Here is a 23,559-nt window from a genome sequence, read left to right on the forward strand (position 1 = left end):
AATGCTCCTATGCAGCTGACAAGGGTGCGGTTATTTAACGAAAGCCGACTTCGCGTAGCACCTGGCCCGCAACATCATTCAAGGCTAGGCTTTTGCTAGCGATACCCGCTTGCGTAACCGCCATTGGCATACCATAAACGACACAAGATGCTTCATCCTGCGCCCAAATTTCGGCACCGGCTTGTTTTAATAAGCGTGAACCCTCACGACCATCTGCGCCCATACCCGTTAAAATAATGCCGAGTACTTTACCGCCATAAACTTTGGCTGCCGAAGCAAAGGTAATATCAACGCTGGGTCGATAAGTAATGCGCGGATCTTTATCTTCATGAATTCGTAAACGGGCAGCACCACTGCGGCCGTCAACCAACATCTGCTTGCCGCCAGGCGCTAAATAAGCACAACCTGGCTTGAGGCTATCGCCATCTTCGGCTTCTTTAACTTCAATCTGACACAAACCATTAAGACGCTGAGCAAAAGCTCGGGTAAAGGCTGCTGGCATGTGTTGTACCATCACGATCGGGTACGGAAAATTAGCCGGTAACTGCGTCAAAATCGTTTGCAGTGCGACGGGTCCGCCGGTCGATGTGCCGATAGCAAATAACTGATAGCGACTGTTAGCGGCTGTCAGGCTCTTCGGTAACGGCGTCGAGACACTGCTGCTGGCACTGCTACGATGGCTAACAGACGGATCCGTAGTACTCGGCCGAGTACGCGCGGTAGACTCAGTATTAGCGCGACTAAAAGTCGGCCGTGTCAAACGCGTACTGGGTTTGGCAATCGCCAATACCCGTTGCTGTAAGACGTTAACGGCGTCATCGCGCTGACGCGCGATGTCTTCAAATTTCTTCGGTAAAAAGTCTGCCGCGCCAGCTTCTAATGCATCTAATGTAGCCTTGGCACCTTCATGAGTCAGCGAGCTGAACATCAGTATCGGCATTGGCCGCTTCGCCATAATGGCCTTGACCGCCGTAATGCCATCCATTACCGGCATTTCAACGTCCATAGTGACTACGTCGGGTCGTAACGCCATAACCTGAGCAACCGCTTCTTCACCATTATTAGCGGTGCCAATCACTTCAATGCCCGCATGCGCGGATAAAATTTCGGTTACTCGACGCCGGAAAAAAGCAGAGTCGTCGACAACCAATACTTTCACTGCCATTCGCTGTTACCCTTATCGCCGCGCGTAGGCTTTTAATAACCCCGAAACATCGATGATTAAGGCAATGCCACCATCGCTGGTTATGGTTGCTCCAGCCATCCCCGGTGTACCTTGTAACAGGGTATCAAGGGGTTTAATGACCACCTCTTCTTGCCCGATCAAGCCGTCTACCACAAAGCCAACTTGTTGCGTACCGACTTGAATCACCACCACATGACCTTCTTCATTGCGCGATTTACGGTCCGGATGACGCACTAACCAATGTTCAAGGAAGAATAGCGGAATCGCTTTTTCACGCACGATCAACGTTAATTGACCGTCAACCACGTTGGTTCGCGCCATATCTAAATTGATGATTTCGCTGACACCGGCCAGCGGCAATGCGAAAGTCTGTTGCTTCACTTCGACCATTAACGTCGGAAGAATCGCCAGGGTTAACGGTACTTTGATTTCTAACGTGGTGCCGCGTCCCAACTCCGAATCGATCGAGACCGAGCCGTTCAGTTGGTTAATTTTGGTTTTCACCACATCCATACCGACACCACGACCCGATATGTCCGAAATCTGCTCTTTGGTCGAGAAACCCGGTGCAAATATCAAGGCATAGGCGTCTTCATTACTCATACGAGCCGCCGCATCGACGTCTAAAATGCCACGCTTAATGGCAATGCCTTTCAGTTTTTCGGCGTCCATACCGGCACCGTCGTCACGAATCGACAGTAAGATATGGTCACCCTCTTGAGAGGCTGATAATTTCACCGTACCGACTCGTGGCTTACCGCTTTTTTCACGTTGTTCGGGCATTTCTATGCCGTGGTCGACAGCATTGCGCACTAAATGCACCAATGGATCGGCCAAGGCTTCGACCAAGTTTTTATCTAAATCGGTCTCTTCACCCTCAAGCTCCAGATTAATCTCTTTTTTCAGGCTACGCGCTAAGTCGCGTACAACCCGAGGGAAGCGGCCAAACACTTTCTTGATCGGCTGCATGCGGGTTTTCATGACCGCACCCTGTAAGTCGCCGGTAACCACGTCCAAGTTGGCAATAGCTTTATTCATCGACTCATTTTCGTCGTTGATGCTTAAGCTCAGTAAACGGTTTCGCACTAACACCAGCTCACCCACCATATTCATGATGTCATCTAGGCGCTTGGTATCTACTCGCACGGTAGTTTCTGCCGCACTAGCGGCGGGCGCAGGACTGGCTTTCTTGGCACTATCGGCAGTCGCTTTGGCAGCGGCGGCTGGTGCGTTAGCTGGCGCGCTGGCAGACGCTGCAGGCTTAGTCTCTTTAGACGCCGCAGGTGACTTAGTCGTCGATGCTGCTTTGCTCGACGCTTGCTGAGTATGGTTATCATTGGCCGGGCTAGCGCTAGCTTTGGGCGCCTGCCCTGAACCATGCAACTGATCTAACAACGCCTCAAACTCGTCGTCGCTGATCTCGTCATCACCCGCTTTCGCTGAACTAGTGGCCTTGGTCGAGCTGGCCGCTGGCGTATTATCTGACGTCGATGTCTTGTCGCTAGCTTGCTCCACTTGACTGGCAGCTGAAGACTGACCAGACGGCGCTTGTCCAGAGCCATGAATTTGATCCAGTAATGCTTCAAATTCATCATCGGTAATATCGTCATCAGCCGCGCCGTTAGACTTTGCTTCGTTCGTTTTAGCGGGCGTCGCGTTGCTTGGCTTAGGCTTTTGATTGGGCTTGGGCGACGGCGCTTGACCGCTGCCGTGTAGTTCGTCCAACAACGATTCAAATTCATCTTCGCTAATATCGTCGATGCCGCCGCTATCGCTACTATCACTGACTGGCGCATCACTATCACTAACGTTACTGCCGACATCATCGACCGAGGTTACGCTAGGAGCGCTAACGTCATCGTCACTGGCCGGTAAACTTAAGCGTTCCAACGCTTCTAACAAAGCCGGTTCGGCTGCGGTCGGTTCTTCCCGAGCTTGCACCGCGGCAAATTGCGCATTGATAGTATCTAGCGCTTGCAAAATCACATCCATCAATTCGGACGTGACCGGTCGACCGCCATTACGTAGCGTGTCGAACACATTCTCGGCACCGTGGCAGGTGTGTACCAATTCGGTTAACGATAAGAAGCCAGCGCCACCTTTTACCGTGTGGAAACCACGGAAAATAGCGTTGAGTAAGTCTTTGTTTTCAGGATCGTTCTCAAGCTCGACTAACTGGCCAGAGAGCTGCTCGAGAATCTCACCCGCTTCTATCAGAAAGTCCTGTAAAATGTCTTCATCTACGTCAAAGCTCATCGCTTCAGCTCTCCTAGAAACCTAAACTGGACAATAAGTCATCAACTTCATCTTGACCTTGCACGACATCTTGCCGCGTTTCGGGGTTGATGATGGGTCCCTCTGGTCCTGTTTGATCAGTTTGAGTTACCTTGTTATCGACGGATGCCTTGTTTTCTACAGTGCTTTCTGACACTTGCTGTGCAGAACGCTTACCGAACACTTTCAGTAGCTCGATCAAGTTCTTTTCGACGTCTTGTACCAGCTCAATCACCCGCCGGATAACCTGACCGGTAATATCCTGGAAATCCTGAGCCATCAGAATTTCGGTCATCAACCCCTGTAAGTGCTGGGCATTCTGACCGGCGTCGCCAATAAAACCATTAACGTCATGACAAAGTTGTTTGAACTCACCCAGCTCGATCTGTCGTGACATTAAACGCTGCCAAGTTGGCGCAATATCGCTAACGCGTTGTTGCATGTCATCGGCAATCGGTAAGCTCGCTTCGACCGCATCCATGGTACGGTTGGCGGCATCCTCGGTTTTTTGAATCACATAACGCAAGCGGTTTTGCGCATCGGGCAGTTCATCTGCCGTCAATGATTGTAAGCGCGGATCAATTTGAAAATCTTGAAGTGAATCATGTAAATCACGAGTTAATCTGCCGACTGACTTGAATAATTCGTCATGATGTTCGGTAAATAACGTGCGTAACAGTTCGTTAGCTTGCGTGTGCTTTTCTTGTTCTAAATACTCGACCAATTGGCGAGCCTGTGCCAAAGAAATTTGGCTGGCGGTGATCGGCATGGTTATCTCCCGCCCGATGATTACTGAATACGCTCGAAAATTTTATCGAGTTTTTCTTTTAGTGTGGCTGCCGTAAATGGTTTAACAATATAGCCGTTAACACCTGCTTGCGCGGCGGCAATAATTTGCTCACGCTTAGCTTCTGCGGTGACCATTAATACAGGAATATGGCATAGGTTTTCGTCAGCGCGAATCTCACGCAACAAATCGATGCCCTGCATGCCCGGCATGTTCCAATCGGTGACAACAAAATCGTAATCACCGTTTTGTAGCATCGGTAACGCGGTATTACCGTCGTCTGCTTCCGATACATTTTGGAAACCCAAGTCACGTAATAAGTTTTTGATGATACGTCTCATTGTTGAAAAATCATCAACAACAAGAATTTTCATATTCTTATCCAAAGCACCCTCCGCTGAGGCATTCGGTTACAACTGAAAATTAATCGACCCAGCTTTGCATACGAGACTTTAATCGTAGCATCGCTTGACTGTGTATTTGACTAACGCGTGATTCGCTTACGTTAAGTACTTCGCCAATTTCTTTAAGGTTTAACTCGTCATCATAATATAACGACAGCACTAAGGCTTCACGTTGAGGCAGGGTCGCGATCGTTTTAACCAGTGCTTGTTGAAACGCTTCCTGCTCTAAATCGTGCAACGGTTCATCATGTTCATGCGACATCTGCGCCGGCGTCAACACATCTTCGGTGACACCAAGATCTTCAATACCGATCATGCGACCCGCGTTAACTTCTCGCAAAATGTGATGATACTCATCTAAACTGATGGCAAGCTGCGCAGCAACATCGACGTCGCGTGCATCTCGTCCCGTTTCGTTTTCGACAATTTTAATCGCATTCGCCACCATCCGATTGTTTTTATGCACCGAACGGGGTGCCCAATCACCGCGACGAATTTCATCCAGCATCGCGCCGCGAATACGAATACCAGCAAAGGTCTCAAAACTGGCACCTTTGCCACCATCGAAGTTGCGCGCAGCTTCCAACAGACCGATCATGCCGGCCTGAATTAGATCATCTACCTGCACGCTGGCTGGCAACCGAGCCATCATATGATGGGCAATACGTTTCACCAACCCAGTATGCTGTTCAATGATTCGCTGACGATTGTCCGCTTGCGCGGAATAAACGGCGGCTTTACTCACTGGCAACATCTCTCTCACGATTGTTATCGGCAGAACTTATCAATTGCTCAAGGAAAAATTCTAAATGACCGCCCGGCTGCGCCGGAATTGGCCAGTTTACCGCTTTATTAGCCAGCGCTTTAAATGCTAACGAGGCTGGCGACTTCGGATAAGCTGCGACTAACGCCTGCTGTTTGCGCACCGCTAAGCGTAGATTTTCATCAAAGGGAACGATCGCGGCTAATTCCAGTGCCACATCCAAAAATCGATCGGTCACTTTAGTCAATTTATTATACAGCACTTGACCGTCGCGTAGCGTTTTCACCATGTTAGCGACAATCTTAAACTTAAACACACCCTGCTCGCGACTCAAGACTTTAATTAACGCATAAGCATCGGTGATTGAGGTCGGTTCGTCACAAACCACTACCATCACATCTTGCGCCGCCTTCGCAAAACTCACAACCATGTCGCCAATACCGGCTGCGGTATCAACGATCAGCACGTCGTAGTCGTCACGTAAGGTACTGAACGCGCGAATCAAGCCCGCATGTTCGGCAGCGCTTAAATCAACCATCGACTTGGTACCCGAAGTGGCCGGAACAATTTTAATGCCCGCCGGGCCTTCAATCAAAATATCGTCTAATGCGCACTGGCCTGAGAGCACGTGTGACAAGTTTTTCTCAACCCGTAAGCCCAACATGACATCGACGTTAGCCAGGCCCAAGTCGGCATCCAGCACTAGTACGCGCTGCCCCTGTTGTGCCATGGCGATGGCAGTGTTTAGCGAGACGTTGGTTTTACCCACGCCGCCTTTACCACCGGTCACCGCTATCACTTTAACTAACGACTTTTTCATTCTTCGCAGGCCACTCGCTTGATCCATGACGTATTAAACTACTCTTAACAAAAAATTTACAGTGACGGATTTAATCTAGATTCTGTCACGTATGCTGCATTGGAACAAATGCTTTTATCATACAAACGTTCGGCTTCGGCGACCAGAAAGCTGGCTTCTGCCGCTTTAATATCCTCTGGCACCTGCTGGCCATCGGTTAAATAACTGACTGGCAAGCCTTGTTCAATCATGACACTAATGGCTTCGCCCAAACTCATGCATTCATCAAGCTTAGTAAAAATGCAACCGGCTAGCGGTAACTGCTTGAACTGACGCACAATATCATTCTGTACTGGACTCTGCGCGGTTGCCGACAGCACTAAATATGGGCGAATTCGTAAACGGTGTTGACTCATCAGCGTCGCTAACTGTTCGCTCAGGCGGATATCGCGTTGTCCCATGCCAGCGGTATCAATAAGAATGAGCTTACGCTGACGCAATTGCAGCAAAACGTCTGCCAATTCCTGTGCGTCTTTCGCCACTTTCACCGGACAGCCGATAATACGACCGTAGGTTTGTAGCTGCTCGGTGGCACCAATGCGAAACGTGTCAGTGCTGATTAACGCAATCGCATCACTGCCGTGGCGCTGCGCAAAGCGAGCGGCCAATTTAGCGATTGTCGTGGTTTTGCCCACACCAGTGGGTCCCACCAGCGCGACCACACCACCACGCGCCAAAATATCGTCACGAGTAGTCGTTAACTGGCCTTCTAACAGATTTAATGTCTGTTCCCAGGCTTCTTCTAAGTCATCATTTTCGGGCACAAAGCCGGCAATTTGGTCGGCAATAGGCGCTGAAATGCCCATCCGCGTCATACGCTGAATGAGTAACGCCCGGGTCGGCTCGTTGCGGTCGATTTCTTGTTGCATTAGACCCGACACCTGATGCTGCAGCAACTCTCTGATACCGGCAATTTGCGCACGTAAATCGGCGATATCCTGATTATCACTCGCGGCAGGAGCGCTATTAGCCACCATTTCAGGAAAAAATTGATTGCGTAAGTGTTGCGCCTGGCCGCTATCATCGGCGCCGTACATGTTCTCGGCATCGGTCTCAGCTACAGCTTGATTGCGCGGTGCAGCAGCGTTGTTTGAGGCCGTAGCCTTTGCTTCGGGCTGCACCTGTGGCTGGCGTCGCTGTAATAATTCAGCCAAGCTTTGAGCTGGCGGTTGCGTATCGTCCACACTTGCCGACTCCGCTGTCGGCTGTGAGTCGTGATTCTGCTGCGGCTGTGCCTGACGAGACTCAGGGTCTATCGCCGCCACTAACTCGACACCGCCATTAACGCGTTTGTTCGACATGATGACAGCGTCAGCACCCAAGGTTTCTTTCACTTGTTGTAACGCCGTACGCATGTCTTTAGCAAAAAAACGTTTAATTTTCACAGCCATTCACCTTTAGCTTGATTGCCCGCCAATCGAGCTGACAATTCGAATTTGTTTATCGTCCGGCACTTCTTGATAAGACAGTACTCGCATACCGTCCGTCGCGTGTCGCGCAAAGCGCGCCATGGTGCCCCGCAACAGGCCTGAAGTCAGTAATACCGAAGGCTCTCCAGCCATTTCCTGTTGCTGATGGACATCGCGTAACGACTGCTGCAAGCGTTCGGCTAAACCGGGTTCAATACCGCCCGCGCCTTGACCATTACCGTCGTTACCGGCCATCTGCAAAGACTGATGCAACATTTGTTCCAACTCTGGCGCCAAAGTTATGACAGCTAATTCTTGCTCACCGTTAGCGATGTCTTGCACGATCAAACGACGCAAACCGATGCGCACCGCCGCCGTTAACACATCAGGATCCTGACTACGCGGCGCATACTCCACTAAGGTCTGTACAATGGTGCGAATATCGCGGATAGCGACGCCCTCATCGAGGAGGTTTTGCAGCACTTTGACAAACGTGCCCAAAGACAAGTTATCCGGGACGAGGCCTTCAACTAATTTAGGATGCTTGCGCGCCAGCATATCCAGCAACTGTTGCCCCTCGTCGTGACCGAGTAACTGCGCCGCATTATTGGTAAGAATTTGACTCAAGTGGGTAGCGACCACCGTCGCCGCATCGACCACCGTATAGCCTAACGTTTGCGCGTGCTCGCGTTGCTCGGGACGTATCCACACCGCATCCAGACCAAACGCTGGATCTGTGGTCTTTTCGCCATCTAATTGGCCAAATACCTGACCGGGGTCGATAGCCAGTTCCCAGTCGGCATGAATTTCGGCTTCTCCTAAGGTGACGCCCATGATGGTTAAGCGATAACTGTTAGGGCCTAAATCTAAGTTGTCGCGAATATGTACCGCTGGCACCAAAAAGCCAAACTCCTGCGAGAGCTTTTTACGTACCCCTTTAACACGCGTCAACAATTCGCCACCTTGGCTTTTATCGACCAACGGGATCAGTCGATAACCCACTTCTAAACCGATAGTGTCGACCTGACGGACGTCCTCCCAGCCCAGCTCTTTTTGCTGCACTTGTTGAGCTTCGGCTTGCTTTTCCGCCTCGACCAACTCGCCCTCGGTGGATTTTTGCTTCTTCAATTTCAAATAGGCCGCACCCGCCAAAACCGCCGCCATACTTAAAAAGGCTAAATGCGGCATGCCCGGTACAACGCCAATCGCGAACAACACGGCACTAGAGATCACTAGGACCCGAGGACTATCGACCAACTGCTTAACGACTTGTTCACCCATATCCTGCGAGTTATTTTCGCGGGTGATAATAATCGCCGTAGCAACCGACAGTAATAACGAGGGAATTTGTGCAACTAAGCCATCACCGATGGTCAATAAGGTATAAACCTCGATTGCACTGGAGAAGCTCAAACCGTGCTGTACCATGCCGATGATAAATCCACCGACGATGTTGATCAGCAAAATTAGAATACCGGCAATGGCATCGCCCTTAACAAATTTACTGGCACCATCCATAGAGCCATAAAAATCGGCTTCGCGAGTTACATCAGAGCGACGCGCCTTAGCCTCTTCTTGATTAATTAAGCCAGCATTAAGATCGGCATCAATCGCCATTTGCTTACCCGGCATGGCATCCAAAGTAAAGCGCGCCGAGACTTCAGAAATACGACCTGCACCTTTGGTGATAACGACAAAGTTAATGATGACCAAAATCGCGAACACCACCAGACCAACGGCATAATTACCACCAATCACCACACTACCAAACGCCTCGATGACGCTACCAGCGGCATCCGGCCCGGTATGTCCCTCCAACAACACTAAGCGCGTAGAGGCAACGTTTAGGCTCAAACGTAATACGGTCGCGATCAATAGTACGGTAGGGAAAGCGGCAAAATCTAATGGTCGACGGGTATAAACTGCGACTAACATGACCACTAAAGATAGGGTGATACTGAAGCTAAATAGGACATCCAGCAGTATCGGCGGCATCGGCAAAATAACCATCGCCAGAATGGCCAATACCGCCAATGGCGTACCAAAACCCCGTATCAAATGGGCATTATTCTGGGCGTATTGCTTAACCCCTGATAACCGCTGAGCACCGCTTGCCATAACTCTCTATACCGTCAAAAATCCGCATCTGAGTCGGTAGCATTCAAGAATCAAGCCAGCTTTGGTAGCTATATAATTAAATACAAACAGCGTTAGCTTTTGCCATCAGCGTAGCCATAATCCTTGCTGTCGCAATAACGGCTGCATAGGATTAGCTGAGATCCACTGCCATTGCACCCGATACAACCCAGTTTGACTATCGACCGGTGTTACCCGCTGATGCAACTCACCCTGTGTCGAGATCTGCTCACTGGCCAGCGGTGGCAGCCGCCGCTTCGCTGATGCGAAGCTGTGCCTGCATGGTTTGCTGTAGCTGTTGCAGTTGCAGTGCCTGCGCTTGCCATTGTTGCTGCAGCACAAGCAGTAACGGCGTCACCAGCAGTAATATGCTAAGCACCTCAAGCAGCGCCTGCCCCGTTGTTTTATTCATGATCGAGCAAGCGCCAACTACCGTTAATGGGCTGCCAACCGTTTACTGTCCGTTGCCATTGCTGCACAATTGATAACGCTGTCATGAATGTCGGTGGCGAACGGCGTAAAGATAAGCGTATGCTCAACACATTAGCGCTCAGCTTACTGACCTGCACCTGATAATTGCTATCGCGCTGCACCACCTGTTCAAGGTTATCGGCAGGGTTATCAAGCTCAACCTGCCATTGCCACCACGCATCAAGCAAACGCTGGCGATAGTATTCGTAAAGTTGCCAGCGTTGCTGTTGTAGTTGCAAGCGATACAGCACTTGTGCGGTCAGCGCCAACGACGTTTGTAGCGTCAACAGCAACAACAACGGACTGGCCATCAACAAAAAGCCAGCATGACGATGATTCATACTTCCCCTTCAACGGTAATGCTATTCGTATTTTCCTGCCTTGATAGTCGTGCTTTTAATGGTTATCTATTCTGCTGCAAAGATAACGGATAAGCAGCGTTGGTCTGAGTTAGCAAGCGCTGCAAGTGCAGTTGCATATCAACTTGCTGTCCTTTCAGGGTCAGCTGCAACGACCAACGCGGGTAGGCGGCTCGCTGCCAGCCGCTGCGTTGCGGCGGTACCGACTGCAAACTAAAGTGAACCAACCCGACCCACTCATCATCCAGCAAGTTTTGCCAGCCACCGCTGTCGCATGTATCGCTGCCATGCCGAATTTGTAACTGCTGCGCTCGCTGCCGAAAACCGCTGCCTGGCGCGTCATGCTGATGCGCCTCGAAAAGCCAACAATTATTACCAAAAGCAAGCACCTCAGCGGCGTGTTCCAGATCGTTGCGAATCAACGCCAGCAGGCGTTGGCCTTGTTGCCATAGCAGTGCATACTGCCGCACCTGATGACGCCATTGCAGCACCTGATAGAGCTGTTGGGTCAGCAACAGCGTTAGCGTTGTCACCAAGCCCAGCGCTACTATCACGCTCAATAACGTCATTCCTCGTTGCCGACTCAACAAACGCTGGCGCTCGCTAAACACCAGCGCATTCGGCCATATTGACTGATAATAAGACGTGCCACGGGCACACCGGTAGATTGTGGTATTAGGCTCAAGCTGGTTGCGCTTGCCCGACCACTGTTGGCACTAAAGCTCAATGGCCAGCGTCGATTACTGATAATCTGCCACTGCTCCCCCACCAAGGCGGCCAGCTGCGTCTGGCTGATCAGTTGACGTTGACCAAACAGCGCCGCTTGTCGGGCTTGCGCTAAATAATCCAACAGTTGCTGCTGAACCTGCCAAAGTTGTTGTTGTGACTGCCACTGCTGAGAGCGCGGTAAACTCATAAAAGCCGCCGCCGCGATTAACGCCATGACCAACAACAACTCCAGCAAGCTCCAACCATGACAGAACGGCAAGGGGGTTAGTGGCTTTAACATAAGGCGATATCGACGATCAGGCAATGTAACCAGTGACGGTAACTATAGTCGGCTAACCGCGGTAAGCCGGTAGTTTACGCCTATGCATACAATTAAAGCCGTTATTTCAGACAATAAAAAAGCGGCTCTCTGGCCGCTTATGAAGCGCTGCGTCGCACTTTTATGAGGCGTCTATCACGCACTATAACGCCGTAACCCGTAATTCAGGCGGGATCGAAAAGGTGACATTTTCGGCGCGGCCATCACGCTCAATAACACGCTCGCCACCCCAATCTTGCAAACGCTTGATCACTGCCTGCACGAGTACCTCTGGTGCCGACGCACCAGCCGTCACGCCGACCGTATTAGCATCATTTAACCAGTCGCGCTGAATACCATCGGCATCGTCGATAAGAAATGCTTGAGTACCGATTTTCTCCGAGAGTTCACGCAGGCGGTTCGAGTTAGAGCTATTGCGCGCACCAACGACCAGCAATACGTCACTTTCAGCGGCCAGTTCGCGCACTGCATCTTGACGGTTTTGCGTGGCGTAGCAGATATCATCTTTGCGTGGCCCATTAATATCAGGAAACTTAGCCCGTAAAGCGTCAATGACGTCGGCAGTATCATCTACCGATAACGTCGTCTGACTCATGTAATGCAGGTGTTGCGGATCTTTGACCGTCAACAACGCCACATCAGCAGGAGACTCGACTAAATAAATACCACCCGCAGCATTGTCATATTGGCCCATGGTGCCCTCGACTTCGGGGTGTCCTTGGTGGCCAATTAAGACACATTCATGCCCTTTACGACTCGCTCGCGTCACTTCCATATGCACTTTAGTCACTAACGGACAGGTGGCATCAAAAACTTTTAAACCTCGCCGCTTGGCTTCGCTACGTACCGCTTGTGAGACTCCATGCGCACTAAATATGACAATACTATTGTCAGGTACCTCATCGAGTTCATCGACAAAAATAGCCCCGCTATTACGTAAACTATCAACCACATATTTGTTATGTACGACTTCGTGACGCACATAAATAGGGGGTTCAAAAATCGCTAAGGCACGCTCAACAATGGTAATCGCTCGGTCAACTCCGGCACAAAAACCACGTGGATTTGCCAATAAAATCTTCATGCTAACCTCTACGGTGATACACCCAAAATATCGACTTCGAAAGTGAGTGTTTGTCCCGCTAATGGATGATTGAAATCAATCGTCACTTGACCATTTTCAACAGCACGGACAATGCCTGGCAGGTCGGTACCATCGGGCTGTGTAAAGGCAATAATCGCCCCCACTTCGGCTTTCGTATCGTCGCTAAAGCGCGACGCATCGACCTGATAATAATTATCCGGATTGGGTTGCCCAAATGCGTCCTCTGGCTGCAACTCAAACTCACGCTTATCGCCTTGCCGTAAGCCCACCAAGCAACGTTCAAAATTATCGGTTAAGTTGCCATCGCCCATACGAAAACGCGCAGGCTTACCCGAGGCTAAGGTACTATCAGCCACCGAACCATCGCTCAGACGAATAGTAAAATGCATGACCACTTCGAGTCCGTGTTCAATAGATAAACGACTCATGATTGACGCACTTCTCTCTGATCGATAAAAAACGCTTCTAATAACATCAGCACAGCTCCCACGGTAATCGCGGTATCGGCCACGTTAAACGCCGGCCAGTGCCAATCCTGATAGAACACATCGACAAAATCGATCACGTAACCATAGATCACGCGGTCGATTAAATTGCCAACGGCGCCCGCAACAATTAATGAAAACGCCAAATTCTGCCGCCACGCACCCACTGGATTACGCCGCAACCAAATGCTCAGTACTACCGCTGCAGCCACCGCTATCGCCGTGAACAACCAGCGTTGCCAACCACCGTGATCACTCAAAAAGCTGAATGCCGCACCGTAATTGTGCACATAGGTAAAATTAAGACCGATATCAAAAGCGCGCCACAACGCCGTACTTTCATACAAGTCATAGTTGGCAACAACCCATTGCTTAGTGATTTGGTCGATGATGATCAATACCACCGACAACCATAAAAAATGTAAACCTGAGCGGCGCTTTTCCGGCGCCATCGTTGACTTAGGCAAAGTGACGCTCCTCTCCAGTTCCATCGATGTTAGTGACACAACGCTGACACAATTGTGGATGTTCAGCTATTTGACCAACCTCTTCACGGTGATGCCAACAACGTTCACATTTAGCATACTCGGTACGCTTAACCTGTAACCACAACCCGGTAATATCGGTTGCAACAGCCTCTGCCGGAGCTTTGTCAACGGCGCTCACATGAGCAGCCGAGGTCAGCATGACAAAACGCAGTTCGTCATCTAGGCGTTGTAACTTGTCGGCCAGTTCTGGTTGCGCATAAAGGGTTAACTCAGCCTGCAACGAACCACCGATAACATCGTCACGACGCGCTTGCTCAAGCGCGCGGTTGACTTGATCACGTACCGCCAGTAACTCTGTCCAATAGCGGTTTTCGCTATCGGCGACACCGGCAAATTCGTTAAAGCCCTGATACCAGCTATCGGCTTGTGCAAACTTGCCGCGCTGGCCTGGCAGCGCCTGCCAAATTTCTTCGGCAGTAAAACTCATGATTGGCGCCATCCAGCGTACCAATGCTTCGGCAATATGATACAACGCCGTTTGACAAGAGCGGCGAGCATTACCATCACGCTTAGCGGTATACTGACGATCTTTAATGATATCCAAATAAAAGCTACCCAACTCAATGGAACAGAAGTGCATCAGTTTTTGCACTACCTGATGGAATTGGTAACTGTCATAAGCGGCTAGTAATTCAGCCTGCAGATCGGCCGCACGTCCGACAATCCAGCGGTCCAATTCGACCATATCGGCTTGCTTAAGGGCATGTTGTTGCGGCTCAAAACCGTTCAGGTTAGCGAGTAAGAAACGCGCAGTATTACGAATGCGTCGGTAAGCATCGGCAGAGCGCTTCAAAATTTCGTCAGAGACGGTCATTTCGGCGGAATAGTCGGTCGACGCGACCCATAACCGTAAAATATCGGCGCCCAGCTTATTCATCACGTCTTGCGGTGACATCACGTTACCCAACGACTTAGACATCTTGCGGCCTTGACCGTCGACGGTAAAACCGTGCGTCAATACTTGTCGATAAGGGGCTTGTTGATACATCGCCACGCCAGTCATTAACGACGACTGGAACCAACCACGGTGCTGGTCTGAACCTTCCAAATAGAGGTCAGCAGGCCAACTCAAACCGTCAAACTCGCGCAACACGCAATGATGCGTCACACCAGAATCAAACCAGACATCCAAAGTATCGGTGACTTTACGGTACTGTTTAGCTTCTTCTTCGTCCAACAAATCTTCAGGCTGCAAATCAAACCATGCCTGAATCCCCGCTTGTTCAACTCGTTGTGCGACTTGCGCCATTAACTCAAGTGTACGTGGATGTAAGCTGTCATCATCGCGACGGACAAAGATAGCAATGGGGTTACCCCAGGTGCGCTGCCGCGAAATACACCAGTCTGGGCGCCCTTCAACCATTTGTTCAATGCGACTTTGACCCCAGTCGGGTACCCATTGTACCGCGTCGATCTGTGTTAATGCCTGTTGCCGCAGGCCTTCTTTTTCCATGCTGATGAACCACTGCGGAGTAGCACGGAAAATGATAGGCGTTTTATGCCGCCAGCAGTGAGGGTAAGAATGCTGATACGCCTCGTGGTGTAGCAAATTACCCTGCTCACGCAGTTGTTCGATGATGGCATCATTGGCTTTTAACACATGCATACCGGCAAACAACGGCGTATCGTCTTTATAGACACCGTTATCGCCGACCGGGTTGTAAACCTCGATACCGTATTTTTGTCCGACTAAAAAGTCATCAACACCATGTCCTGGGGCGGTATGCACACAGCCGGTGCCCGACTCAGTGGTCACGTGGTCGCCTAAGATCATGGGGACTTGTAGGTCATATAACGGGTGTTGCAGTTGCACGCCTTCTAAATCTTTGCCCTGACAGAAGCCCAACTTGTGATAATGGTCGATGTCGTAACGTTGCATCACATCGGCAACCAAATCCGAGGCGATGATGAGTCGCTCGGCCTGGCGTTCTTTTTCGGCGTCGGCCTCTATTTGAACTAATGCGTACTCTAATCCAGCGGCTAACGTGACAGCGCGGTTGGCTGGCATAGTCCATGGCGTGGTGGTCCAAATCGCGACACTTAATGGTCCGTTACCCGGGTGCCCCTGCGGATGCTGAAAACGCGCCACTACATCGGTTTCCGACATCACCGGCAAGCGCACATCAATCGCCGCCGAGGTCTTATCCTGATACTCAACCTCAGCCTCGGCCAATGCCGAACCACAATCGGTACACCAATGTACCGGCTTAAAGCCTTGTTGCAGATGACCATTATCGATAATTTTCGCTAACGCGCGAATGCTGTCGGCTTCTTGTTTAAAGTTCATGGTTAGGTAAGGTGTATCCCACGCTCCTAACACACCTAAACGTTTGAAATCAGTGCGTTGCTGTTCGACTTGTTGCAGCGCGTATTCACGGCATTTTTGGCGAAACTCGGCCAGCGTCAATTTTTTACCCGGTTTGCCGTGTTTTTTCTCAACCTGCAATTCAATCGGCAAGCCGTGACAATCCCAGCCCGGCACATAAGGCGCATCAAAGTCGCTCAAGGTTTTGGCTTTAACAATGATGTCTTTCAAAATTTTATTGACCGCATGACCAATGTGAATCTGGCCGTTGGCGTAGGGAGGGCCATCGTGCAGAATGAACGTCGGCTTTCCTGCTTTGGCTTGGCGAATCTGTCCATACAGATCCTGCTGATACCAATTTTCCAGCATAACCGGCTCGCGCTGGGCCAAATTGCCGCGCATCGGGAACGCTGTTTCAGGAAGGTTTAGCGTCTGTTTATAATCACTCATGCGTGCTGTATTCCGTCTTTATCATATAAGTTTATCGGTAATGCCTAATAATCTATCATTAGGCCGCCGCTTTTAGCACCTGCATTGTGCTAATGTTTCGTCAAGAATATCCGTGTTCTGCAACGCAGACCGTTGCTTCGTCAGCTAAGCGAAAACCTCGCGCGCTTGCTGAGCATCTTTGCTAATTTGCTCAGCCAACTGCTGTAACGACTCAAAACGCCGCTCATCACGAATTTTAGCCAACGCTGTCACAGTGACCCGCTGCCCATAAATATCGCCAGTAAAATCAAACAAATGCACTTCTAACTGCATGTCTTGCCCGTTCAACGTGGGACGCTTACCGACATTAGCGACGCCACGGTATGTTTGTCCAGCTAACTCGACAGTCACCGCATAGACCCCGTGCAACGGCGATTTTAATCGTTTTAGCGGCACATTGGCGGTTGGGAAGCCGATTTTTCGACCATTTTTACGACCATGAATGACGCGTCCCGACAAGCTATAAGGTCGCCCTAACATTGCCGCCGCGCTATCAAAGTCAGCGCTTGCTAGCGCCTGTCGAATCGCGGTGCTACTGACCCGCTGCTGCTGTTGTCGGAAACTGTGTGTATCGACCACGTCAAAACCATACTGCTGTCCGGCGCGTTGTAGTAACGCGAAATCGCCCTCGCGACCACGGCCAAAACGAAAGTCATCACCGACCACTAAAAACTCTACCGCCAACTTATCGCGTAATACATCATCGATAAACTGTTGCGCCGGCTGTGCCGCAAAGCGACGATTAAATTCAATACCGATGTGACGTTGAATGCCGGTTGCCGCTAATGCCTGATATTTCTCGCGCCAATTGGTCAAGCGAGCCGGTGCTTGTTGCGGCTGAAACAACTCTAACGGTTGTGGCTCAAAAGTCATTACCGCTGCCGTTAACTGGCGTTGCTGCGCTTGCTGTAACACCCGCGCCAACACCGCCTGATGGCCTAAATGTACACCATCGAAGTTACCGATGGTGAGTACGCAACCACGATGCCGTGGACGTAAGTTGTGGATGCCGCGAATGAATTCCATAGCTAATGCCAAGCTTACCTTTTTTAACTCGCAGCCGCGCCGCGAATGACAGCGGCCGATTATAACGTAAGCAACGGCTAGATTCAGCACCCATAGTCAGGAAATGCAAAGCAAACTTGCCCCGCTTGAAGGGTTTATCTATCGCTTAGGTGCGCAGATGTCGTGGCCGCACCCCCAAAACCAGCAAGCTCAATAAATAGGCGCCACCACCGACACCGATGAGCGCGGCTAAGCGCCAACTGCGCTCACTAACCGACCAATGCTGCCAATCGGGTAACGCAGGTTGCAACATGACCAGTAATACCGTCATCAGCAATGTCGCCAGTAGCACCTTGCTCAAAAAACTGACACTACCGGGTTGCCACACCAACGCGCCTTCGCGTTTTAACGTGATACCCAATAACCCAGCATTGACCAAGGCCGAAAGCGCGGTAGCTAATGCTAAGCCAACGTAACCAAAAGGGATGGCAAAAATCACGTTGAACACCATGTTAGTCAGCATTGCAATGATGCCAAATTTGACCGGTCGTTTAGTGTCCTGCCGTGAGTAAAAACCGGTGGCTAGTACCTTAACCAGCATAAAACTGAGCAAACCGGTGGCGTAGGCGATCAAACTGTAAGATGCCATTTGCGCATCGCTGTAGCTAAAGGCACCATGCATAAACAGCACCATTAACATCGGTTGTGCCAGCACAATTAAACCTGCCATTGCCGGTAAACCGAGCAACACCACCATGCGAATCCCCCAATCTAAGGTGCGTTGAAATTCGATTGCGGAACGGTCGCTATGGCGAGCCGATAAGGCCGGCAAAATGACCGTCGCAATGGCAATGCCAAATAACCCCAACGGGAATTCTAAGAGTCGATCAGAATAATAGAGCCAACTGATAGATCCGCTCATTAAGAAGCTCGCAATCAGCGTATCAAACAGCAAATTAATCTGACTTACCGAGACACCGAATAAGGCCGGTAACATCAGTTTGCGAATTTTTTTAACACCAGGATCAGACCAGCCCCAACGCGGCCGTACCAACAATCCGGCACGCTTTAAAAAAGGTAGCTGAAATAAAAATTGGATCAGGCCGCCAAAAAACACACCCCACGCTAAGCCATATTCGGGCTCATCTAATTGCGGCGCCAACCAAATTGCAGCAAGAATAATCGCCACGTTTAAGAATACCGGGGTAAACGCGGCCACCGCAAACTTACCCAATGTATTAAGAATCGCGCCCGCTAATGCGGTAAAGGTAATGAACCACAAGTAAGGAAAGGTAATGCGTAATAAATCTGACGCCAGCACGAACTTTTGCGCCTGCGGCCCGCCCTGCCACCAGTCGATAAACCAGCCGGTACCAAATAGCGCAGTGACCAACGGCGAGGCAATCATGCCGACTAAGGTAACGATGCTAACAATAGTTCCTAAAGTGCCGGCCACCCGCGCTATCAACAGTTGCCTATCGGGCAGCTCCTTACCTTGTTGATATTCAACTAGCACCGGAACAAATGCTTGCGCGAAAGCGCCTTCTGCAAATAAACGCCGTAAAAAATTAGGGATTTTATTAGCAAAAAAGAATACATCGGCTGCCGCCCCAGCGCCCATCAGGTTAGCGATCACGACATCGCGCACCAGCCCAAGCATACGCGAAAGTAAGGTCATGGTACTGACCACTAAGCCGGAACGTAATAAGCCTTTAGACACAAATAGTTTCTCAAATAAGTGGTGGGGCAGAAACAATCAGTTATTGACCATAACAGACTGTTGTTTGGCTGCAAGCTTCGTTATAATGGCTGCATTGTACTTGGCTGTGCTTTTTTTGTCATTGATGTCTGGTCATTTTGGCAACGCATTTGCTGTTGACTTTTGCGGCTAAAACAGGCATATTCCACGGCCTTTATTAATGTGCGTTCAGTTAACGAATTTTTAGGAGTCCACCTTGGCTAACATCAAGTCTGCGAAAAAGCGCGCGAAACAGGCAGAAAACAACCGTCGCCATAACGCCAGCCGTCGCTCAATGATGCGTACTTACCTGAAGAAGGTAAATGCTGCAGTTGAAGCTAAAGACAAAGAAGCAGCGCAAGCAGCGTTGGTTCAAGTAACACCAATCCTTGATCGCTACGCGACCAAAGGATTAATCAGCAAGAATAAAGCCGCTCGTCATAAGAGCCGCTTGAACGCGAAAGTTAAAGCGCTGTAAGCGATTAAACTTGTTCGCACCAAAAAAACCGGCGTCTGCCGGTTTTTTTGTGCTCGCGATTTGTATGCTTACGACTGGTATGCTCACAAATAGCGCAGTAGAGAATACGCTAACCGATTAGGTACTAAAACCATCATCGACAGTCAGCGTCTGACCACAAATATACCGTGCCGCGTCGCTGAGCAAGAAGATCACGCTGCCGCTAATATCATCGGCATTCAACATACCTTTGCTGTTGCAATAGCGACGATAGTTCTGTTGAAACTGGGCATGCTGACCATCTTCGATACCACCCGGCGCTACACAGTTGACTCGAAATGGCAGACCATCGGCGTCGTGCGCGGCGTAATTAGTGAGATAGCGGGTCAGGTGTTGCACTCCAGCCTTAATTGCCGCATATTCGACCGGCATCGTCATCGGTAATTGCTCATAAACATCAAAACGTGGTGCAATTTGGCCGTAAATCGACGAAAAGTTAACCAGCGAAAACGCTTGTTGACGTGCTTTAGCAGCCAAATAACAGCGCTGCATGACCTGAAAATAAAGCCCTAAATGTTGACTGACATTGTCTTGAAAATCACTCAGCTGCACCTCGCAGAAATCACGACCATAAGCGCTATTACGGGGATACGCTAAATTAACCGCACCGTCGAATCCTTCAGCCAATAATGGATCTAGAATCGCGTTAGCACTGGCACTACCGCGGACATAGCGAATACCGGCTTGTTGCAAGCTCGCTTGTGGGTGCTCGGCAATATCCAGCGCTACCACCTCGGCGCCGGCTTGCTGAATAGCGAGCGCCATGCGCGCGCCCAACAGGCCGTTGGCACCAATCACTAAAATACGTTTATCAGCCAGTGTCATTACATCACTTTCCTTGGATATTAATTAGCGTTTGAGCCACCCGCGCTAAGTATTACTCTCAGCGCGTAAATAGGCCTCGGCGGTAATAAAATCGTAGCGGTCGTCAATATCGACCGCTCGTTGTTTGGGAATCTCGACGGCTTTGGTACGTCCACTGAGCACACCCGCTCCTGTCAGTACAAACTCTGGTCGCGTCACATAAGCCACCGTGGTCATATCATAGACCGGAGGCGCTGCTTGACGGTGATGAACCGCTTGCGACGACGTTGCCGCCAACTGTACATAACCCTCGGCATTCATGGTCAGCATATTAAAATAAGGGCTGCGCGCCGCTGCTGTCACCGTCACCACCATATCGGTGTGCTCATCTAATGCCTGTAAGCAACGCTGTAAATCGTCTGTAGCACGCAGCGGACTGGTTGTGGGTACACTGATAAAGCGCTGGAAATCCCGGCCTTGCGCACGTACATGGTTAATCGCGTGCTGCCACGCCAACCACTCAGGTGAACGATCCTGAGCCAGTTCCGGTGGACGCCGAATCAACTCGGCACCACACTGTTGCGCTAAGGCAGCGATTTCGTCGTCGTCGGTAGAGACAAATACCTGTTCAATCTCGGCAACCGCTTGCGCACTCTCGATAGCGCGTTGTAGCAGCGGCTTACCCATTAACGATAGCAGGTTCTTACGTGGCAATCCCTTAGAGCCACCACGCGCGAAAATAAACGCGAAAGTTGTTTGCATCAATCATTCCTCATCATGCTGCGTAAGGCATCTAAGGTCTTCAATAGGGTCATCGATTCGGCTACAGTCGCTAATGGCGCGCTAGGCTGCACCTGCGCTTGCGCCTGATCGGCATAAAACTGCTCCAGTAAACGTAAATACATGTCGCTATGTTCAGCGTTGGCCTGTAAGGTGCGGCCGTCGGCATAGCGACAAATTAACGTTTGCGTCAGTAAGTTCCAGCGCAATACGGCATTTTCCGTGGTGAACACCGATTCGCGCTGAACCACCTGTTGCACAAAGTTCTGATGCAAACTGACCGGCACCCCATCGGCACTAGTTAAGAGGCTAGTGACGCTCTGTTCAACGTCGGCTTGCAACAACGGCTGTGGCATCGATAGCGCACACTGCGCCGTTAACGGTCCCAATAACCATTGTAAATAATCTAACTCGTGCGATAACTCTAATAAGACGCCACCACCAAGTTTGCGCTGCGCCGATACCGATTGCTGATAAGGTAAATGGGGACGCCAAGCGGCTAAATGTTGCCCAACGTGAGCATGCACGTGCAATAACCGACCATGCTCGGGTGCTTGCAGCCACTGCTTTAATTGCGCCAATTGCTGCCGAAAACGCAATGGGTAAGCCAGCGCTATGTAGCCTTGCTTTGCGCTCGGTAATAAGCGTTCAGCGTCGGCAGCATTCAGCGCCAGCGGCTTTTCGATTAACAACGGTATTTTCAACGACGCCAAGCGCAATGCGTAATCAATGTGGTGAGAAGCCGGCGCGGCGATGATCGCTGCTTCGATTTGCGCTAGCGGCAATGCCTGCCATTGCGAAAAACAACGGCTAACACCGTCTGCTTGATAATCAACTAAGTTGAGCTCACGCCCTGAAGCCGACAGTAACCAGCACTCACAATCCGGCCTGAGTCGTCGACTATTACTGGCATGCCTTAGGGCGATGGCGCCACTGCCAATAATCAGAATGGCACCGCTCACAGCTGTTCAAACTCACTTTGGGCGCGCTTAAAGTCTTCCATGCGGCCGATATCAAGCCAATACTCTTGCAACGGAAACACATTGACTTGGCGTTGTTGCTCGATTTCCTGAGTCAATAGATCGGGCATGTCTATCCGTTGCTGCAGCGGCACTCGTTCGATCAACTCTGGCGAGATCAGATAAATACCGGCATTGACGTCGTACCAGGAAACCGGCTTTTCAACGATACCAGTCGCTTGATGACCATCACTACGTACCACGCCATACGGAATTTGAAACTCGTGTTGACGTACACACATGGTCGCGACACCACCGCACTGCTGGTGAAAATCCAACAACTTGCGATAGTCCAAATTGGTCAACAGGTCACCATTCATCATGAATAGCGGTTCAGAAAGCTGCTCAGCACGCAACAAACCCAAGGCGCCAGCAGTACCCAACGGCTTATCTTCATGCACATAGCGAATGTCGACGCCCCAGTGACTACCATCACCGAAATGTGAGGTGATCATTTCAGGCTTATAGTGGGTCGAGATATAAAAACGCTGAAAGCCCGCATTAACAAAGCCCTCTAAAATCACCTGTAAAATCGGCTTACCACCTACTTCAAGCATGGGTTTCGGGCAATCTTGAGTTAATGGTCGTAAACGCGTACCAAAGCCGCCCGCCATCAAGAACACCGCGTTATCGTATTGCGGACGGCTGAGCAAACTCTGCAGCGTTTCTAAGCGGGTCACTGTGCCCTGCTCATTGAGTATCGGCAACTGCAACACTTGGTGCTTTTCCATCCAACGCTGCAAACGCTCTAGCGACCAATCGCTATAGCCGACCTTAGGTTGACTGTTCATCACTTCGGTGACAGCGGTATCCAAGCCTTTTCGAGCCAGCAAGCCGCGGCGAATATCACCGTCGGTCAGCGTGCCTAATAACTTCCGCTCAGCGTCTACCACCAGCACAATGCGTAGTGCGGCGTTATCCAGCGTGGTCATGGCGTCGGCGATGGTCGCCGTGGGTGTCACTAATGCCGATTGCCAATCTTTCATGGACGGTGTTGCTCCTGTCTTAAGGGGGTCAGCCAGCAAAGCTATACAGATTTCATGCCAACAAAACTTTGACGGTAGCGGG

23 protein-coding genes are annotated in these 23,559 nt (G+C 50.5%); 1 reads left to right on the top strand and 22 read right to left on the bottom strand.

What is annotated here, in order from left to right; translation table 11 throughout:
- Positions 1-34 precede the first annotated feature (34 nt).
- From A10D4_RS11320 to murJ, 18 genes are all read right to left on the bottom strand, one after another.
- Positions 35-1,165: a protein-glutamate methylesterase/protein-glutamine glutaminase gene (locus A10D4_RS11320; RefSeq protein WP_008489644.1), complete on the bottom strand. Its 1,131-nt coding sequence runs from the start codon at positions 1,163-1,165 to the stop codon at positions 35-37.
- A 12-nt stretch (positions 1,166-1,177) separates the two neighbouring features.
- Positions 1,178-3,442 carry a chemotaxis protein CheA gene (locus A10D4_RS11325; protein ID WP_008489645.1) on the bottom strand — a complete coding sequence of 755 codons (2,265 nt, stop codon included), beginning with the start codon at positions 3,440-3,442 and terminating at the stop codon, positions 1,178-1,180.
- A gap of 13 nt (positions 3,443-3,455) precedes the next feature.
- Complete coding sequence (locus tag A10D4_RS11330; protein WP_008489646.1) at positions 3,456-4,229, bottom strand: protein phosphatase CheZ; 774 nt, start codon at positions 4,227-4,229, stop codon at positions 3,456-3,458.
- 20 nt (positions 4,230-4,249) lie between these two features.
- Positions 4,250-4,633: a chemotaxis response regulator CheY gene (gene cheY, locus A10D4_RS11335; RefSeq protein WP_008489648.1), complete on the bottom strand. Its 384-nt coding sequence runs from the start codon at positions 4,631-4,633 to the stop codon at positions 4,250-4,252.
- Between the two features lie 37 nt (positions 4,634-4,670).
- The gene (locus tag A10D4_RS11340; RefSeq protein ID WP_008489649.1) at positions 4,671-5,396 is read right to left on the bottom strand and encodes an RNA polymerase sigma factor FliA; all 726 of its coding nucleotides are present in this window, start codon (positions 5,394-5,396) and stop codon (positions 4,671-4,673) included.
- Positions 5,389-6,261: a MinD/ParA family protein gene (locus tag A10D4_RS11345; protein ID WP_040502904.1), complete on the bottom strand. Its 873-nt coding sequence runs from the start codon at positions 6,259-6,261 to the stop codon at positions 5,389-5,391. The genes A10D4_RS11340 and A10D4_RS11345 overlap by 8 nt, the downstream gene beginning before the upstream one ends.
- 29 nt (positions 6,262-6,290) lie before the next feature.
- Positions 6,291-7,658 (bottom strand): flagellar biosynthesis GTPase FlhF, encoded by a 1,368-nt coding sequence (gene flhF / locus A10D4_RS11350; RefSeq protein ID WP_040502913.1) that lies wholly within the window; start codon positions 7,656-7,658, stop codon positions 6,291-6,293.
- 12 nt (positions 7,659-7,670) lie between these two features.
- The gene (gene flhA / locus A10D4_RS11355; RefSeq protein WP_008489652.1) at positions 7,671-9,800 is read right to left on the bottom strand and encodes a flagellar biosynthesis protein FlhA; all 2,130 of its coding nucleotides are present in this window, start codon (positions 9,798-9,800) and stop codon (positions 7,671-7,673) included.
- Between the two features lie 247 nt (positions 9,801-10,047).
- Entirely contained in the window at positions 10,048-10,230 is a 183-nt protein-coding gene (locus A10D4_RS11360) for a hypothetical protein (RefSeq protein ID WP_008489654.1), read from the bottom strand.
- Complete coding sequence (locus tag A10D4_RS11365) at positions 10,223-10,630, bottom strand: hypothetical protein (RefSeq protein ID WP_008489655.1); 408 nt, start codon at positions 10,628-10,630, stop codon at positions 10,223-10,225. Before A10D4_RS11365 ends, A10D4_RS11360 begins: the two co-directional genes overlap by 8 nt.
- Positions 10,631-10,692: 62 nt before the next feature.
- Complete coding sequence (locus tag A10D4_RS11370) at positions 10,693-11,208, bottom strand: hypothetical protein (RefSeq protein WP_156812152.1); 516 nt, start codon at positions 11,206-11,208, stop codon at positions 10,693-10,695.
- 23 nt (positions 11,209-11,231) lie between these two features.
- Positions 11,232-11,657: a hypothetical protein gene (locus A10D4_RS13730; RefSeq protein WP_008489658.1), complete on the bottom strand. Its 426-nt coding sequence runs from the start codon at positions 11,655-11,657 to the stop codon at positions 11,232-11,234.
- A gap of 181 nt (positions 11,658-11,838) precedes the next feature.
- Positions 11,839-12,780: a 4-hydroxy-3-methylbut-2-enyl diphosphate reductase gene (ispH, locus tag A10D4_RS11380; protein WP_008489659.1), complete on the bottom strand. Its 942-nt coding sequence runs from the start codon at positions 12,778-12,780 to the stop codon at positions 11,839-11,841.
- A gap of 8 nt (positions 12,781-12,788) precedes the next feature.
- Complete coding sequence (gene fkpB, locus A10D4_RS11385; RefSeq protein ID WP_008489661.1) at positions 12,789-13,229, bottom strand: FKBP-type peptidyl-prolyl cis-trans isomerase; 441 nt, start codon at positions 13,227-13,229, stop codon at positions 12,789-12,791.
- Positions 13,226-13,738: a signal peptidase II gene (gene lspA / locus A10D4_RS11390; RefSeq protein WP_040502905.1), complete on the bottom strand. Its 513-nt coding sequence runs from the start codon at positions 13,736-13,738 to the stop codon at positions 13,226-13,228. Before lspA ends, fkpB begins: the two co-directional genes overlap by 4 nt.
- 7 nt (positions 13,739-13,745) lie before the next feature.
- On the bottom strand, positions 13,746-16,589 hold the full coding sequence (ileS, locus tag A10D4_RS11395) for an isoleucine--tRNA ligase (RefSeq protein WP_008489664.1): 2,844 nt from the start codon (positions 16,587-16,589) through the stop codon (positions 13,746-13,748).
- Positions 16,590-16,733: 144 nt separating this feature from the next.
- Positions 16,734-17,654: a bifunctional riboflavin kinase/FAD synthetase gene (ribF, locus tag A10D4_RS11400; protein ID WP_008489668.1), complete on the bottom strand. Its 921-nt coding sequence runs from the start codon at positions 17,652-17,654 to the stop codon at positions 16,734-16,736.
- 145 nt (positions 17,655-17,799) lie between these two features.
- Complete coding sequence (murJ, locus tag A10D4_RS11405; protein ID WP_008489669.1) at positions 17,800-19,353, bottom strand: murein biosynthesis integral membrane protein MurJ; 1,554 nt, start codon at positions 19,351-19,353, stop codon at positions 17,800-17,802.
- Between the two features lie 235 nt (positions 19,354-19,588).
- Between murJ and rpsT the strand changes: the two genes are divergently transcribed.
- Complete coding sequence (gene rpsT / locus A10D4_RS11410; protein WP_008489670.1) at positions 19,589-19,849, top strand: 30S ribosomal protein S20; 261 nt, start codon at positions 19,589-19,591, stop codon at positions 19,847-19,849.
- Positions 19,850-19,966: 117 nt separating this feature from the next.
- On the opposite strand, the gene A10D4_RS11415 is transcribed toward rpsT, so the two are convergent.
- From A10D4_RS11415 to A10D4_RS11430, 4 genes are read right to left on the bottom strand one after another with little or no spacing between them, the layout of a single operon-like run.
- Positions 19,967-20,713, bottom strand: coding sequence for an SDR family oxidoreductase (locus A10D4_RS11415; RefSeq protein WP_008489671.1), 747 nt, complete (start codon positions 20,711-20,713; stop codon positions 19,967-19,969).
- 45 nt (positions 20,714-20,758) lie between these two features.
- Entirely contained in the window at positions 20,759-21,454 is a 696-nt protein-coding gene (locus A10D4_RS11420) for an acylneuraminate cytidylyltransferase family protein (RefSeq protein ID WP_008489673.1), read from the bottom strand.
- Positions 21,454-22,434, bottom strand: a complete 981-nt coding sequence (locus tag A10D4_RS13735) for a Gfo/Idh/MocA family protein (protein WP_008489674.1) — start codon at positions 22,432-22,434, stop codon at positions 21,454-21,456. Before A10D4_RS13735 ends, A10D4_RS11420 begins: the two co-directional genes overlap by 1 nt.
- Entirely contained in the window at positions 22,431-23,477 is a 1,047-nt protein-coding gene (locus tag A10D4_RS11430) for a nucleotidyltransferase family protein (RefSeq protein WP_008489675.1), read from the bottom strand. The genes A10D4_RS13735 and A10D4_RS11430 overlap by 4 nt, the downstream gene beginning before the upstream one ends.
- Positions 23,478-23,559: the final 82 nt, after the last annotated feature.

Origin of the sequence: Idiomarina xiamenensis 10-D-4 (assembly GCF_000299895.1) — a bacterium.
GTDB classification, from domain to species: domain Bacteria; phylum Pseudomonadota; class Gammaproteobacteria; order Enterobacterales; family Alteromonadaceae; genus Idiomarina; species Idiomarina xiamenensis.